General features: G+C 58.6%; 14 protein-coding genes. 3 read left to right on the top strand and 11 right to left on the bottom strand.

Annotated features, from left to right (window positions below; all coding sequences use genetic code 11):
• Window positions 1–79: 79 nt before the first annotated feature.
• From AC3ISI_RS04815 to AC3ISI_RS04805, 3 genes are all read right to left on the bottom strand, one after another.
• On the bottom strand, window positions 80–295 hold the full coding sequence (locus AC3ISI_RS04815; protein WP_489335704.1) for a DUF1289 domain-containing protein: 216 nt from the start codon (window positions 293–295) through the stop codon (window positions 80–82).
• On the bottom strand, window positions 292–816 hold the full coding sequence (locus tag AC3ISI_RS04810) for a gamma carbonic anhydrase family protein (RefSeq protein WP_489335703.1): 525 nt from the start codon (window positions 814–816) through the stop codon (window positions 292–294). The genes AC3ISI_RS04815 and AC3ISI_RS04810 overlap by 4 nt, the downstream gene beginning before the upstream one ends.
• Window positions 817–881: 65 nt before the next feature.
• Window positions 882–1481 (bottom strand): CoA pyrophosphatase, encoded by a 600-nt coding sequence (locus AC3ISI_RS04805; RefSeq protein WP_489335702.1) that lies wholly within the window; start codon window positions 1479–1481, stop codon window positions 882–884.
• A 146-nt stretch (window positions 1482–1627) separates the two neighbouring features.
• Between AC3ISI_RS04805 and AC3ISI_RS04800 the strand changes: the two genes are divergently transcribed.
• Together AC3ISI_RS04800 and AC3ISI_RS04795 are read left to right on the top strand one after the other, a co-directional pair.
• Window positions 1628–2179 carry an NUDIX hydrolase gene (locus AC3ISI_RS04800; RefSeq protein ID WP_489335701.1) on the top strand — a complete coding sequence of 184 codons (552 nt, stop codon included), beginning with the start codon at window positions 1628–1630 and terminating at the stop codon, window positions 2177–2179.
• A gap of 46 nt (window positions 2180–2225) precedes the next feature.
• Window positions 2226–2729: a L,D-transpeptidase family protein gene (locus AC3ISI_RS04795; protein ID WP_489335700.1), complete on the top strand. Its 504-nt coding sequence runs from the start codon at window positions 2226–2228 to the stop codon at window positions 2727–2729.
• Between the two features lie 119 nt (window positions 2730–2848).
• Here AC3ISI_RS04795 and AC3ISI_RS04790 read toward each other — a convergent pair whose 3' ends face one another.
• Window positions 2849–3160 (bottom strand): NGG1p interacting factor NIF3, encoded by a 312-nt coding sequence (locus AC3ISI_RS04790; RefSeq protein WP_489335699.1) that lies wholly within the window; start codon window positions 3158–3160, stop codon window positions 2849–2851.
• Window positions 3161–3180: 20 nt separating this feature from the next.
• Entirely contained in the window at window positions 3181–7077 is a 3897-nt protein-coding gene (gene purL / locus AC3ISI_RS04785) for a phosphoribosylformylglycinamidine synthase (protein ID WP_489335698.1), read from the bottom strand.
• Window positions 7078–7351: 274 nt separating this feature from the next.
• Here purL and mltF point away from each other — a divergent pair, with 274 nt between their 5' ends.
• Window positions 7352–8812, top strand: a complete 1461-nt coding sequence (mltF, locus tag AC3ISI_RS04780) for a membrane-bound lytic murein transglycosylase MltF (RefSeq protein WP_489335697.1) — start codon at window positions 7352–7354, stop codon at window positions 8810–8812.
• Between the two features lie 128 nt (window positions 8813–8940).
• Here mltF and pdxJ read toward each other — a convergent pair whose 3' ends face one another.
• The 6 genes from pdxJ to lepA all read right to left on the bottom strand — a co-directional run bounded on the left by pdxJ (window position 8941) and on the right by lepA (window position 15021).
• The gene (pdxJ, locus tag AC3ISI_RS04775) at window positions 8941–9684 is read right to left on the bottom strand and encodes a pyridoxine 5'-phosphate synthase (RefSeq protein ID WP_489335696.1); all 744 of its coding nucleotides are present in this window, start codon (window positions 9682–9684) and stop codon (window positions 8941–8943) included.
• A gap of 47 nt (window positions 9685–9731) precedes the next feature.
• A complete protein-coding gene (recO, locus tag AC3ISI_RS04770) occupies window positions 9732–10421 on the bottom strand; it encodes a DNA repair protein RecO (protein ID WP_489335695.1) in 690 nt (229 codons plus the stop codon).
• A gap of 171 nt (window positions 10422–10592) precedes the next feature.
• Window positions 10593–11495 (bottom strand): GTPase Era, encoded by a 903-nt coding sequence (gene era, locus AC3ISI_RS04765; protein WP_007944847.1) that lies wholly within the window; start codon window positions 11493–11495, stop codon window positions 10593–10595.
• A complete protein-coding gene (rnc, locus tag AC3ISI_RS04760; protein ID WP_027924885.1) occupies window positions 11488–12177 on the bottom strand; it encodes a ribonuclease III in 690 nt (229 codons plus the stop codon). Before rnc ends, era begins: the two co-directional genes overlap by 8 nt.
• Before the next feature lie 184 nt (window positions 12178–12361).
• Entirely contained in the window at window positions 12362–13216 is an 855-nt protein-coding gene (lepB, locus tag AC3ISI_RS04755; RefSeq protein WP_489335694.1) for a signal peptidase I, read from the bottom strand.
• Window positions 13217–13221: 5 nt separating this feature from the next.
• Window positions 13222–15021, bottom strand: coding sequence for a translation elongation factor 4 (lepA, locus tag AC3ISI_RS04750; protein ID WP_223512046.1), 1800 nt, complete (start codon window positions 15019–15021; stop codon window positions 13222–13224).
• Window positions 15022–15090: the final 69 nt, after the last annotated feature.

The following is a 15090-nucleotide window of genomic DNA, read 5'->3' as shown; positions in this document are numbered from 1 at the left end:
CGGGGTAGGCTGTCTCCTGCCAAATGACCGTTTACACAAAACTAATTACACCCTTGAGCCCGCTCGCGAAGGCCGCACCTCATTTATCCGATTTTGCTCCAATCATCCAAATCAATCCGCTGGATTTGGCCCGCTCATGACACAACACCAACACCTTGCGGCGCTCCTCGTTATCCATTCGGCTCCAGCGGGTGATCTCTTCCACCGTCCGCTGGCACCCGGTGCAAATGTCATCGTCATCCAGTGCGCAAATATTCACACAGGGCGATGGCACCAGTCGTTCAGTGGCGGTCATTCTTCCTGCTCGACCAGATCACGGGCATAACGCTGCGAGTTATGCACATAGTGGGCAGCGCTGGCCTCAAGCATCTTCTTTTGCTGCTCGGTCAGTTCACGCACCACTTTGCCCGGCGAGCCCATGACCAGCGATCCGTCGGGAATTTCCTTGCCTTCACCAATCAGCGAATTGGCACCGATGATGCAGTTTTTGCCAATTTTCGCGCCGTTCAGAATGACCGCGTTTATACCGATCAAGCTGTAATCACCCACGGTGCAGCCATGCAGCATGGCGTTATGACCAATGGTCACGCCCGTGCCGATGGTCAGCGGGTAGCCCATGTCGGTGTGCATCACCGTGCCGTCCTGCACGTTGCTGTTCTTGCCGATCAGGATCAGTTCGTTGTCGCCGCGCAGCACGGCGTTGAACCAGACGTTGGCGCCCTCTTCCAGTTTGACCTTGCCCACCAGCACCGCATTGGGTGCGACCCAGCTCTGCGGATGGGTTTCGACGCGGGTGTCGCCCAGGCGATATTTCATTCTTGTTGTCCTCAAGGCCAGGCAGGCTCATACAAAGCACGGTTCACGCCATACGAACGATGGCTTCAGGTGTTGATAAAACTCTTGGGCGGTTGATGCAGGCTGATTTTCGCGTCATAGAGCAGATTGATCAACTCGACGATCATAATCGCCGTGAGGCCCCAGATTTTAAAATCACCATAACGATAACTCGGCACGTACCAGCTACGACCCTGGTAATCGATGCGATGGGTGTGTTCGCGCGGGTCCTTGCGGAAGAATTCGAGCGGCACGCTGAAGACGGCGGCGATCTCAGCATCATTAGCCCGATATTCGACAAAATCCGGAATCACCCCGACATAAGGCGTGACCTTGATGCCGTGCAGGGAGATCAACGGACTAAGCGGGCCGATGACTTCAACCAACCCAGGCGGCAGGCCGATTTCTTCTTCGGCCTCACGTAGCGCGGTGAAAATCAGGTCGGGGTCCTCGGGATCGCGACGACCACCGGGGAAGGCCACTTCCCCGCCATGGGTCGAGAGCCCGCTGGCGCGCAGGGTCAGAACCAGTTCCGGTTCATCACTGCGAGTGATGGGCACCAGAACCGCAGCCTCTGGGAAACGCTTGTCGGTTTCCAGTGTGCGTGGAGTGTGGTTGCTTACTCGATGCAGTAGCTCGTCCAGCATGAGACTTCTCGATTTATTCTCTACTTTGCATCATGCACCAATCGAACCGACCGCCCAACCCCATAACCACTGCATGTCGCTAAACGACAACTTGCCGACAGACACCGTCGCACGCCAAGATAGGCGCAGCATTCAGGAACCCAAGCATGAAATTTTGCAGCCAGTGCGGCAACCCGGTGACCCAGCGCATACCCGAAGGCGATTCGCGTCTGCGATTTGTCTGCGACAGCTGCCATACGATTCACTACCAGAACCCCAACATCGTCGCCGGTTGTGTCGCAACCTGGGGCTCGAAAGTGTTGCTGTGTCGACGTGCCATCGAGCCACGACTCGGTTACTGGACCCTGCCTGCCGGCTTCATGGAAAACGGTGAAACCATCGAGCAGGCGGCCATTCGCGAGACCGCCGAAGAAGCCTGCGCCCGGGTACGTAACCTGAGTATCTATACGTTGATCGACGTGCCGCACATCAGCCAGGTGCATGTATTCTTTCGCGCAGAGCTGGCGGACCTGGAATATTGCGCCGGCCCCGAGAGCCTGGAAGTTCAGCTTTTCGAAGAAGCCGACATCCCTTGGTCCGACCTGGCTTTCCGCACGGTGGGCCGTACCCTAGAATGCTTCTTTGCTGACCGGAGGACCGAGGTCTACCCCGTGCGGTCCGAATCGATCCCGCCGCTTGCTCAGCTTGCCATCACTTAAAACATCTATAACTAAAATAGCCGACACTCTTAGGGAAATCGTTTCAATGCGCTGGTTGCTTGCCGTGTTTTGCTTATCGTTCGTTGCCATGTCACAGGCTTCCGTTGCGGAAACCCTGGATGGCAGGGTCATCGAAAAAGTTTTGATTCTCAAATCTGCCCATCAATTGCAATTGATCAATGGCGGCAAGCCGCTCAAGACCTATCGCATATCCTTGGGCAAGCATCCCCAAGGTCCAAAACTGATGGAGGGCGATAAACGCACGCCAGAAGGCGTTTATTGGGTGGACTGGCGCAAAGTCAGCGATAAATTCAACCTGGCGATGCACATTACCTACCCAAACATCAGCGACTCCGCCCGTTCGCGCCGCGAAGGTGTCGCGCCCGGTGGCATGATCATGATCCACGGTACGCCGGACACCGAGGAAAACCCTGAAAACCTTTTCCACACCCTGGACTGGACCGACGGCTGCATCGCCATGCGCAACATGGACATGCGCGAAGTCTGGAACCTGGTGCCGGACGGCACGATGATCGAAATCCGCCCGTAATTCCACTTTGCGGCTGACATAGATCTCATGTGGGAGCTGTGTACATCCATAAAGTTGCAGGTAACAAAAAACCCGCTGAACGCGAATTCAGCGGGTTTTTCATTTCAGCAGCCAGAAGATCAAAAATCCTCCAACCGCCACACTTCATAAGCCGGCGTCTCATAGGGATGGCTCTGCTTCAGAGCCACCACCACCGCCCGAATCAACTCATCGCTGACAACCAGCTCAACCTTCCATTCCTCAACCTGTTCGACCTGCCCCGCTTCACCAATAAACGGCTGACTGCCGTCCAACGGGCGAAACTGGCCGAGGCCGAGCACTTGCCAGGCGCAATGGTCGTAAGCGCCGATCCGCCCGCCACCGGCGGCGAATACGGCACTCTTCACGTCTTCGACGTGACTAGCTGGAACAAAAAAACTGAGCTTGTACACAGCTGTCAGTTAACCCGCTTTTAGTTTACCCAGACCCGAGCGTTACGGAACATGCGCATCCAAGGTGCGTCTTCGTTCCAGTCTTCCGAACGCCACGAGTTCTGCACCGCGCGGAACACACGTTCCGGGTGCGGCATCATGATCGTTACGCGACCGTCGCGGCTGGTCAAACCGGTGATCCCGCGCGGCGAGCCGTTCGGGTTGGCCGGGTATTTTTCAGTGACCTTGCCGTGGTTGTCGACGAAACGCATCGCCACGCAACCCGACAGATCGGCTTCCAGCAACGCTTCTTCGCTGGCGAATTCGGCATGGCCTTCACCGTGAGCGATGGCGATTGGCATGCGCGAACCGGCCATGCCTTGCAGGAAGATCGAGTTCGACTCCTGGACCTGCACCATCGCCACGCGCGCTTCGAACTGCTCGGAGCGGTTACGCACGAAGTGCGGCCAGAACTCGCTGCCCGGAATCAGCTCGTGCAGGTTGGACATCATCTGGCAACCGTTGCACACGCCGAGGGTGAAGCTGTCGTTACGTTCGAAGAAGCCCTGGAACGCATCGCGAGCGCGGCTGTTGAACAGCGCGGACTTGGCCCAGCCTTCGCCGGCACCGAGCACGTCGCCGTAGGAGAAACCACCGCACGCCACCAGACCTTTGAACTCGTTCAGGTCGACACGGCCGGCCAGAATGTCGCTCATGTGCACGTCGATCGCGTTGAAACCGGCGCGGTCGAACGCGGCCGCCATTTCCACCTGACCGTTGACGCCCTGCTCACGCAGCACGGCAACCTGAGGGCGGATGCCTTTTTTGATGTAAGGCGCGGCGACGTCCTGATTGACGTCGAAGCTGAGCTTGACGCTCAGACCCGGGTTGTCTTCTTCCAGCAGCACGTCGAACTCTTGTTCGGCGCAGTCGGCGTTGTCACGCAGACGCTGGATCTGGTAGCTGGTTTCAGCCCACTGACGCTGCAGCAGACGACGCTGACCTTCGAACACGGTTTCGCCGTTGAAGGTGATGTTGATCTGACCGTTGTTCATCGGCTGACCGATCACCGACACGCAGTCGCCCAAACCAGCCGCGCTGAACTGCGCCAGGATGTCCGGGGTCGAGTCCTGACGAACCTGAATCACGGCGCCCAGTTCTTCGTTGAACAGAATCGCGGCGATGTCGGCGGAGGTTTCCGCGAGACCGTCGAGGTTCAGGCTCAGACCGCAGTGGCCGGCGAAGGCCATTTCCACCACGCTGGTCAGCAGACCACCGTCGGAACGGTCGTGGTACGCCAGCAGGTGACCGTCGGCGTTCAGGCCCTGGATCACGGCGAAGAAGGCTTTGAGGTCTTCGGAATCATCAACGTCCGGCGCTTGCGAACCGAGCTTGCCGTGCACCTGGGCCAGGATCGAGGCGCCCATGCGGTTTTGACCACGGCCCAGATCGATCAGGATCAGGTCGGTGGTGCCCTTGTCCATGCGCAGTTCCGGGGTCAGTGTCTGACGGATGTCAGCCACTGGCGCGAAACCGGTCACGATCAGGGACATCGGCGAGGTCACGGTCTTGTCGACGCCTTCGTCGCTCCAGCGCGTGGCCATGGACATGGAGTCCTTGCCCACCGGAATGGTAATGCCCAGCTCAGGGCACAGTTCCATGCCGACCGCTTTCACGGTGTCGTACAGTCGCGCGTCTTCACCCGGGTGACCGGCAGCGGACATCCAGTTCGCCGACAGTTTGATGTCGGAGATCTTGTTAATGCGCGAAGCGGCAATGTTGGTCAGAGTTTCGCCGATGGCCATGCGGCCCGACGCCGGGGCGTCCAGCAGAGCCAGCGGAGTACGCTCGCCCATGGCCATGGCTTCACCGGTGTAGACGTCGAAACTGGTGGCGGTGACGGCAACGTCGGCTACCGGAACCTGCCACGGGCCGACCATTTGGTCACGGGCCACGAGGCCGGTGATGGTGCGGTCGCCGATGGTGATCAGGAAGCTTTTGCTCGCCACGGCCGGGTGATGCAGAACGCGCTCGACGCAGTCTGCGATCTCAAGCGTGGACGGATCGAAATCGTCGCCCAGTTCGTTTTCACGAACAGCCGAACGATGCATGCGTGGGGCTTTGCCCAGCAGTACTTCCAGCGGCATGTCCACCGGGCTGTTGCCGAAGTGGCTGTCGGTGACCGTCAGTTGCGGTTCGGCAGTGGCTTCGCCAACCACGGCGAACGGGCAGCGTTCGCGCTCGCAGATCGCCTGGAAGCGTTCGAAGTCAGCCGGGCCGACGGCCAGAACGTAGCGTTCCTGGGATTCGTTACTCCAGATTTCGTGCGGGGCCATGCCCGGCTCGTCGTTTGGAATGTTGCGCAATTCGAAGCGGCCACCACGGTTGCCGTCGTTGACCAGTTCCGGGAAGGCGTTGGACAGACCGCCCGCGCCGACGTCGTGGATGAAGCTGATCGGGTTTTTATCACCCAACTGCCAGCAACGGTCGATGACTTCCTGGCAGCGACGTTCCATCTCAGGGTTTTCGCGCTGTACCGAAGCGAAGTCCAGGTCAGCCGAGCTGGTGCCGGTGGCCATGGAGGAAGCCGCGCCGCCGCCCAGACCGATCAGCATCGCCGGGCCACCGAGCACGATCAGCTTGGAGCCAACGGTGATCTCGCCTTTCTGTACGTGTTCGGCACGGATGTTACCCATGCCGCCGGCCAGCATGATCGGCTTGTGGTAACCACGAACTTCGTCGCCACGCGGGGTGGTGATCGACTGTTCGAAGGTACGGAAGTAACCGGTCAGGGCCGGACGACCGAATTCGTTGTTGAACGCGGCACCACCCAGTGGCCCTTCGATCATGATGTCCAGCGCGGTCACGATGCGCTCAGGCTTGCCGTACGGCACTTCCCACGGCTGTTCGAAGCCCGGGATTTGCAGGTTGGATACGGTGAAACCGGTCAGGCCAGCCTTTGGCTTGGCGCCACGGCCGGTCGCGCCTTCGTCACGAATCTCACCGCCACTGCCGGTGGATGCGCCCGGGAACGGGGCAATTGCAGTCGGGTGGTTGTGGGTTTCGACTTTCATCAGGATGTGCACCGGTTCCTGCACCGCACCGTACTGGCGGGTTTCTGGGTCCGGGAAGAAACGGCCGGCGACGTTGCCGACGATGACCGAGGCGTTGTCCTTATAAGCCGACAGAACGCCTTCGCTGTGCATCACGTAGGTGTTCTTGATCATGCCGAACAGGCTTTTTTCCTGGCTCTGACCGTCGATATCCCAACTGGCGTTGAAGATCTTGTGACGGCAGTGCTCGGAGTTCGCCTGGGCGAACATCATCAGTTCGATGTCATGCGGGTTGCGCTTCAAGCCGACGAAGGCGTTGACCAGATAGTCGATTTCGTCTTCGGCCAGGGCCAGGCCCAGCTCGGTGTTGGCTTTTTCCAGCGCGGCGCGGCCGCCACCCAGCACGTCGATCGCAGTCAGCGGCTTGGGTTCAGCGTGACTGAACAGGCCGGCGGCCTGTTCGAGGTTGGCCAGAACGATCTGCGTCATGCGGTCGTGCAGGGCGCCTTCAATAAGCTGTGCTTCGGTGTCGCTGAACTGGCCAGCAACGTAGAACGCAATACCACGCTCCAGGCGCTGGATCTTGCTCAGGCCACAGTTGCGGGCGATATCGCTCGCTTTACTGGACCACGGCGAGATGGTGCCGAAACGCGGTAACACCAGGAACAGACGACCGGTCGGCTCTTGTACCGGGACACTTGGGCCGTACTTCAGAAGGCGCGCGAGCACCTGCTGTTCGTCGCCGGTCAGGACGCCAGTAACTTCGGCGAAGTGAGCGAATTCAGCATACAAGCCGCTGACAGCCGGGACCTTCTGGCTCAGTTGCTCAAGGAGTTTGCTGTGGCGAAAGGCAGAAAGGGCAGGAGCGCCGCGCAGGATCAACATCTTCGGGACAGCCTCGGGAGGGGTGTGCTTTGAGGCCGTGCATTCTAGCCTAAACCGCCCGCGACATCACCCGAAACGGTACGGGCGGCTGCACCTGGGTGTCGGACCACAGATCCGGGCCTGAAAACGGCACTCAAAAAGGGTTATTTTTTCGGCTCAAAAAATGCTCTCCAGGCCCATTCCTGCGGGCTCTGGAGCGCTTTTCAATTGCCTAGCAGACAAGCCCTTATCTGTCGAGATATGGCGCTCGTGGTCCTTTGCGTATACTGCGCAGATGTTTTCCCCAACGGCTTTTCGTCCGCGGTACGCCAAATGGCTGATCGCAACCGGACTCTTCCTGCTGCTCAATGGCTGTGTTGATAAACCCAACACACTGGAGCGCGTAAAGGAGGATGGCGTGCTGCGCGTGGTTACCCGAAACAGCCCCGCCACCTACTTCCAGGATCGCAACGGCGAAACCGGCTTCGAATACGAGCTGGTGAAGCGCTTCGCCGACGATTTGGGTGTGGAACTCAAGATCGAGACTGCCGACAACCTCGACGACCTATACAGCCAGATCGGCAAGCCTAACGGCCCGGTGCTGGCTGCAGCCGGTCTGGTCGGCAGCGAAGAACGTAAAAAACAGGTCAGGTTTTCTCACTCCTACCTGGAAGTTACCCCTCAGATCATCTATCGCAACGGCCAATCGCGACCAACCGACGCCGGTGACTTGGTCGGCAAGAAGATCATGGTGCTCAAAGGCAGCACCCACGCCGAACAGTTGGCAGAGCTGAAAAAGAAATACCCCGGCATTGAATATGAAGAATCCGACGCGGTTGAAGTCGTCGACCTGCTGCGCATGGTCGATGAAGGCCAGATCGATCTGACCCTGGTCGACTCCAATGAAGTCGCGATGAATCAGGTGTACTTCACCAACATCCGGGTCGCCTTCGACCTCGGCGACGCCAGCAACCAAAGCTGGGCCGTGGCCGCCGGCGAAGACAACAGCCTGCTCAACGAAATCAATGACTACCTGGACAAAGTGCAGAAAAACGGCACCCTGCAGCGCCTCAAAGACCGCTATTACGGGCATGTCGACGTTCTCGGCTACATGGGCGCCACCACGTTCGCCCAACACCTGCAACAACGCCTGCCCAAGTACGAACAGCACTTCAAGGCATACGCCAAGAAAGAAAAAGTCGATTGGCGCCTGCTGGCGGCCATCGGTTATCAGGAATCGTTGTGGCAACCGGCGGTCACGTCCAAGACTGGCGTGCGCGGCCTGATGATGTTGACCCAGAACACCGCACAGGCAATGGGTGTGTCCAACCGCCTCGACCCCAAGCAAAGCATCATGGGTGGAGCCAAGTATCTGGCTTACATGAAGGATCAACTGGACGAGTCGATTCAGGAGCCGGATCGAACCTGGTTCGCCCTGGCGGCTTACAACGTCGGCAGCGGTCACCTGGATGACGCACGCAAACTGGCGACCAAGGAAGGCCTGAACCCGGACAAGTGGCTGGACGTGAAGAAAATGCTGCCGCGCCTGGCCGAGAAGAAGTGGTACAGCAAGACGCGCTATGGCTACGCCCGGGGCGGCGAGCCGGTGCATTTCGTAGCGAACATCCGTCGTTACTACGACATCCTGACGTGGGTCACGCAGCCGCAGCTTGAAGGTGATCAAGTGGCCGAAGGCAACCTGCATGTGCCGGGGATCGACAAGACCAAGCCGGCTCAAGAGCCCGCGCCGCTCTAACCCTGACGACACAAATCAAATGTGGGAGCGAGCCTGCTTGCGATGGCGTCTTAACATTCAACGAAGATGTTGACTGTAAGAAAGCTATCGCGAGCAGGCTCGCTCCCACAGTGGTTTTGCGTTGGGCTTTAGGCTTTGGCGGCAGCCAGGATCAGTGCTTTCATTTCAGACACCGCCGACTTGAAGCCGACAAACAGCGCATGCGCCACCAGCGCATGGCCGATGTTCAGTTCGTTGATGCCTTTGATCGCCGCCACCGCTTCGACGTTGTGGTAATGCAACCCATGCCCGGCATTGACGATCAGCCCCTGAGCCAAGCCAAACGCGACGCCATCGGCCACACGCTTGAGCTCTTCAGCCACGTCCGTTGGCGTCTCGGCATCAGCGTAACGACCGGTGTGCAGTTCGATAGCCGGCGCGCCCACACGACGCGACGCCTCAATCTGCCGCTCATCCGCGTCAATGAACAGCGACACTTCGCAGCCAATCTTTGACAAGCGATCCACAGCGGCTTTGATCCGCGCTTCCTGCCCCGCCACGTCCAGGCCGCCTTCAGTGGTCAGCTCCTGACGGGTTTCCGGGACCAGGCAAATGTGCGCCGGACGGATGCGTTCGGCGAACACCATCATTTCTTCGGTGACACCCATTTCGAAGTTCATGCGGGTTTGCAGCACGTCCTTGAGCAGCAGAACGTCGCGTTCCTGGATGTGCCGACGGTCTTCGCGCAAATGCACGGTGATGCCGTCAGCGCCCGCCTCTTCCGCGTCCAGTGCAGCCTTGACCGGATCCGGATAGCGAGTGCCCCGGGCCTGACGCAGGGTGGCAACGTGGTCGATGTTCACGCCAAGAAGAATGCGATTGCTGATGGTCACGGAAGCGCTCCTGAATTTAAAGATTCGGCGCACAGCATACGGGGAGACTACGGCTTGCGAAACAGCTCGCGACTGACTAGAGGACGACCGCCCAGGTGTACCGCCAATGCCTGGCGCATCAGACGCTTGGCAGCGGACAGCGCACCGGGCGCGGTCCAGTCAGCATCGGCCATGGCCAACAGTTCGGTGCCATTGAACAAACCGGGTTGCAGCAGATAGACCTGCTCCAGCCCCGCATCCACCTGCAAACGGTAAAGACCGTCCGGGGCAATGGGCTCTCCGTGGATGTCCGTGGTCAGTGCAAAGCCGTAGCCGAGGTCGTCCAGCAAGCGCCATTCGAACGAGCGCAACAACGGCTCCAACGGACGGCCCTCGGCCAGCGCGAGCAGAGTCGCAGCGTAGTGATCGAATACCCCGGGATGAGGGTCTTCGGAGGGCAATAGACGGATCAGCAGCTCATTAAGGTAGAGACCGCTGAACAGCGCCTCACCGCTAAGCCAGGTTGAAACACCGGCGGCTTCCATACGCCCGACGTTCTTCAATTCGCCGCGCCCCCGAAACTCGACTTCCAGGGGTACGAACGGCCGCGCCAATGTCCCGGCCTTGCCCCGCGCACTGCGCAACACCGCTCGCAGCCGACCTTGCGGTGTGAGGAAATCCACCAACGCACTGTTTTCGCGGTAGGCGCGACTGTGAAGCACGTAGGCGGGTTGGGCGGTGGGTGGGGTTTGGGACATGGACGTTGCAATTCTCAATGAGCAAACACAGTTTTACCGACCACCACAAACCACTGTGGGAGCGAGCCTGCTCGCGATGAGGGCACTACATTCAGCATCAATGTTGAATGTCAGACCGCTATCGCGAGCAGGCTCGCTCCCACATGGAAATTATGCAACCGGGATCAGGCGTTACAGGTCGCCATAACCCAACGAACGCAATGCGCGTTCATCATCGGACCAGCCGCCTTTCACTTTGACCCAGAGGTTGAGCATGATCTTGGAGTCAAACAGCAGCTCCATGTCCTTGCGGGCCTCGGTGCCGATTCGCTTGATGCGCTCGCCCTTGTCGCCAATGATGATTTTCTTCTGGCCGTCACGTTCAACGAGGATCAAGGCATGGATGTGCAGGGTTTTGCCCTGCTGCTTGAACTCTTCGATTTCCACGGTGATCTGGTACGGCAGCTCGGCGCCCATCTGGCGCATGATTTTCTCGCGCACCAGTTCAGCGGCGAGGAAGCGGCTGCTGCGGTCAGTGATCTGGTCTTCCGGAAAGAAGTGATCGTTTTCCGGCAGGTAACCGGCAATCACACGCTCCAGCGCTTCGAGGTTGTGCCCGTGCTGGGCCGAGATCGGCATGATCTGCGCGTTCGGCAGCTGTTCCTGCAACCAGGTAAGGTGCGGCATCAGCTCAGCTTTGTCTTCGATGCGATCAGTCTTGTTCAGCGCCACGATCAACGGACCGGTCACATACTGGACGCGCTCGAGGACCATCTGGTCTTCGTCGGTCCACTTGGTGCGGTCAACCACGAAGATCACCACGTCGACGTCTTTCAACGCCGCCGAAGCGGTCTTGTTCATGTAGCGGTTCAGAGCCTTTTCACCGCCCTTGTGCATGCCTGGGGTGTCGACGTAGATCGCCTGCACGGCGCCTTCGGTCTTGATGCCCAGCATGTTGTGGCGGGTGGTTTGCGGTTTGCGCGAGGTGATCGCCAGTTTCTGACCCAGTATGTGGTTCAGCAGCGTGGACTTGCCCACGTTGGGACGGCCGACGATGGCAACATAGCCACAGCGAGTTGCAGTTGAATCAGTCATTGCCATTCTCCACACCCAGGGCAATCAGTGCTGCGGCGGCCGCTACCTGTTCGGCAATACGACGACTCACACCCTGACCTCGGCTTTTTTCATTCAGTAAGGTGATTTCACATTCGACGAAGAACGTCCGGCAATGTGGCTCACCCTGGATATCCACCACTTCGTAACGTGGCAGCTCACAACCACGCGATTGCAGGAATTCCTGCAGGCGGGTTTTTGGATCTTTGTTGGTGTCGACCAATGTCAGGCCTTCGAACTCACCGGCCAGCCAGGCCAGCACGCGTTCGCGCGCCATGTCCATGCCGGCATCGAGGTAGATCGCACCAATCAGCGCTTCCAGGGCATCGGCCAGAATCGACTCGCGACGAAAGCCGCCGCTTTTCAGTTCACCGGAGCCCAGGCGCAGGTAGTCGCCCAGATCGAAACCGCGTGCCAGTACGGCCAGGGTCTCGCCTTTCACCAGACGCGCACGCAAACGCGACAACTGGCCTTCACGCGCCAGCGGGAAGCGATCGAACAGCGCCTCGCCAGCGACGAAATTAAGGATGGCATCACCGAGGAATTCCAGGCGTTCGTTGTTACGCCCGGCAAAGCTGCGATGAGTCAGGGCCAGGACCATCAGTTCCTGATCCTTGAAGGTGTAACCGAGCTGACGCTCGAGACGGCTTAAGGAGACGCTCACGGTTTACCCACGCTGAGTTCGTGGTTGGATTCCACCGCCATCGCCGAGAGTCGGCGCAGGCCTGGGACAATTAACGCTGTGTTCAAAAATAACGTCCTGAATATCATTGGCTTCATGCTTTTGGTACCGATTGTGTCGGTTCCAGAAAAGCATTCGGCGCTGTGTTCAACAGCGCCGTGTGTGATTACTTGATCAGGCCAACCCGCGAAAAATTCGGCAGGTGACTGAGTTTAGGTTCCGGCCAGCTCATCCAGACTGCGAAGGCCTTGCCGACGATATTCTTGTCGGGAACCATGCCCAGCAGATCCTTGGGAATACTTGGATCATCCCAAAAGCGACTGTCGTTGGAGTTGTCGCGGTTGTCGCCCATCATGAAGTAGTGCCCGGCCGGCACGGTCCACGAATGATCCGGGGTTGCTCGATAGCGGCTCATTTCCTTGCGGATCAGGTGCTCGGCAGCGCCGAGTTTTTCCTTATAGAGCTCAGCGCTGCCCAGCGTGCCCGGTTCGGTGCCGACCATCTGTTCAGCAATCGACTCGCCGTTGACGAACAGACGCTTGTCAGCGGTATAACGAATCTTGTCACCCGGCAGGCCAACTACTCGCTTGATGTAGTTGACGTTCGGATCGCTCGGGTAGCGGAACACCATCACATCGCCGCGTTGCGGATCACCGACTTCGATGACTTTCTTGTCGATCACCGGCAGGCGGATCCCGTAAGAAAACTTGCTCACCAGAATGAAATCGCCAACTTCCAGGGTCGGCTTCATCGAGCCGGAAGGAATCTGGAACGGTTCCACCAGGAACGAACGCAGGACCAGCACGATGAACAACACCGGGAAGAACGACTTGCCGTACTCGACCAGCAACGGCTCTTTGTTCAGTTTCTCGACCACCACCCTATCAGGCTGGCTGACGCTGCCCTGATAGGAGGCAATGGCAGCACGCCGACGCGGTGCCAGGAAAACCAGATCGAGCAACCCCAACAAGCCGCAGACGAACACGGCGATGACCAGCAACAGCGGGAAATTTAGTGACATAGGACCTAACTATCCAACCTGAGCACTGCAAGGAAGGCTTCTTGTGGAATTTCCACGTTGCCGACTTGCTTCATGCGTTTTTTACCGGCCTTTTGCTTTTCAAGCAGCTTCTTCTTACGGCTGACGTCACCACCGTAGCATTTGGCCAATACGTTCTTTCTGAGTGCCTTGACGGAAGTTCGTGCAATGATCTGCCCGCCAATGGCGGCCTGGATCGCGACGTCGAACATCTGGCGCGGAATCAGTTCTTTCATCTTCTCGGTCAACTGGCGACCTTTGTAGTGCGCGTTATCCTTGTGCACGATCAGCGCCAGAGCGTCGACCTTGTCACCATTGATCAGCACATCCAGTTTCACCAGACTAGCCGATTGATAACGGTCGAAATGGTAATCCAGCGACGCATAACCACGGCTGGTCGATTTCAGACGGTCGAAGAAGTCCAGGACCACTTCGTTCATCGGCAAATCGTAGGTCACCTGAACCTGGGAACCGAGGAACAACATGTCGTGCTGCACGCCACGCTTTTCGATGCACAGGGTAATGACGTTGCCCAAGTGCTCTTGCGGCACGAGAATATTGGCCCGCACGATTGGCTCACGCATGTCTTCGATTGAGGACAGGTCCGGAAGCTTCGACGGGTTATCGACGTAAATCGTTTCACCGGTTTTCAGCAACAGCTCGAAAATCACTGTCGGCGCTGTGGTGATCAGGTCCAGGTCGTACTCGCGCTCCAGGCGCTCCTGGATGATTTCCATGTGCAGCATGCCGAGGAACCCGCAACGGAAGCCGAAGCCCAGGGCGTCGGAGCTTTCCGGGGTGTACTGCAGGGACGAGTCATTGAGCGTGAGCTTTTGCAGGGCCTCACGGAAGTCTTCGAAGTCGTCGGAGCTGACCGGGAACAGACCGGCGTAGACCTGCGGCTGAATGCGCTTGAACCCTGGCAGCACGTCGACGTCTGGCGTCGAGCTCAAGGTCAGGGTGTCGCCCACTGGCGCACCGTGAATATCCTTGATGCTGGCAATGATGAAGCCCACTTCACCAGCCTTAAGGTCGGCGGTAGGGGTGTGTTTCGGGTTGAATACACCGACGCTGTCCACCAGGTGGATCTTGCCGGTGGATTTGACCAGGATCTTGTCGCCCTTCTTCACACGACCGTGGCGCACTCGTACCAGGGAAACAACGCCCAGGTAGTTGTCGAACCACGAATCGATGATCAACGCTTGCAGCGGATCTTCGTAGTTGCCGGTCGGTGCAGGAATGGTGGCGACCAGGCGCTCGAGCACTTCATCGACGCCCAGACCAGTCTTGGCAGAGCACTCGACCGCGTCGGTGGCATCGATGCCGATGATTTTTTCGATTTCTTCTTTAACGCGGTCCGGATCGGCCTGTGGCAGGTCGATCTTGTTCAGGACCGGCATGACTTCCAGGCCCTGTTCGATCGCCGTGTAGCAGTTGGCAACCGACTGCGCTTCAACGCCCTGACCGGCATCGACCACCAGCAACGCACCTTCACAGGCCGCCAGCGACCGGCTGACTTCGTAGGTGAAGTCAACGTGGCCCGGGGTGTCGATGAAATTCAGCTGGTACTTGATGCCATCGCGAGCGGTGTAATAAAGGGTGACGCTGTGGGCCTTGATGGTGATCCCGCGTTCACGCTCCAGGTCCATGGAGTCCAGCACCTGGGCTTCCATTTCGCGCTCGGCAAGGCCGCCGCACATCTGGATGAATCGATCAGCCAGCGTCGACTTGCCATGGTCAATGTGGGCGATGATGGAGAAATTGCGGATATGACTCAAATCACTCACGGATCAACACTCAAAAAGGCTGCAGGCATAGCCCGCCGAAAAATAGCCGGGAATTGTACCTGATCCACG

The sequence above is a fragment of the Pseudomonas sp. GL_139_B genome (assembly GCF_057834475.1).
The sequence above is the reverse complement of the archived record's forward strand: the minus strand, read 5'-3'. Positions and strand labels throughout refer to the sequence as shown.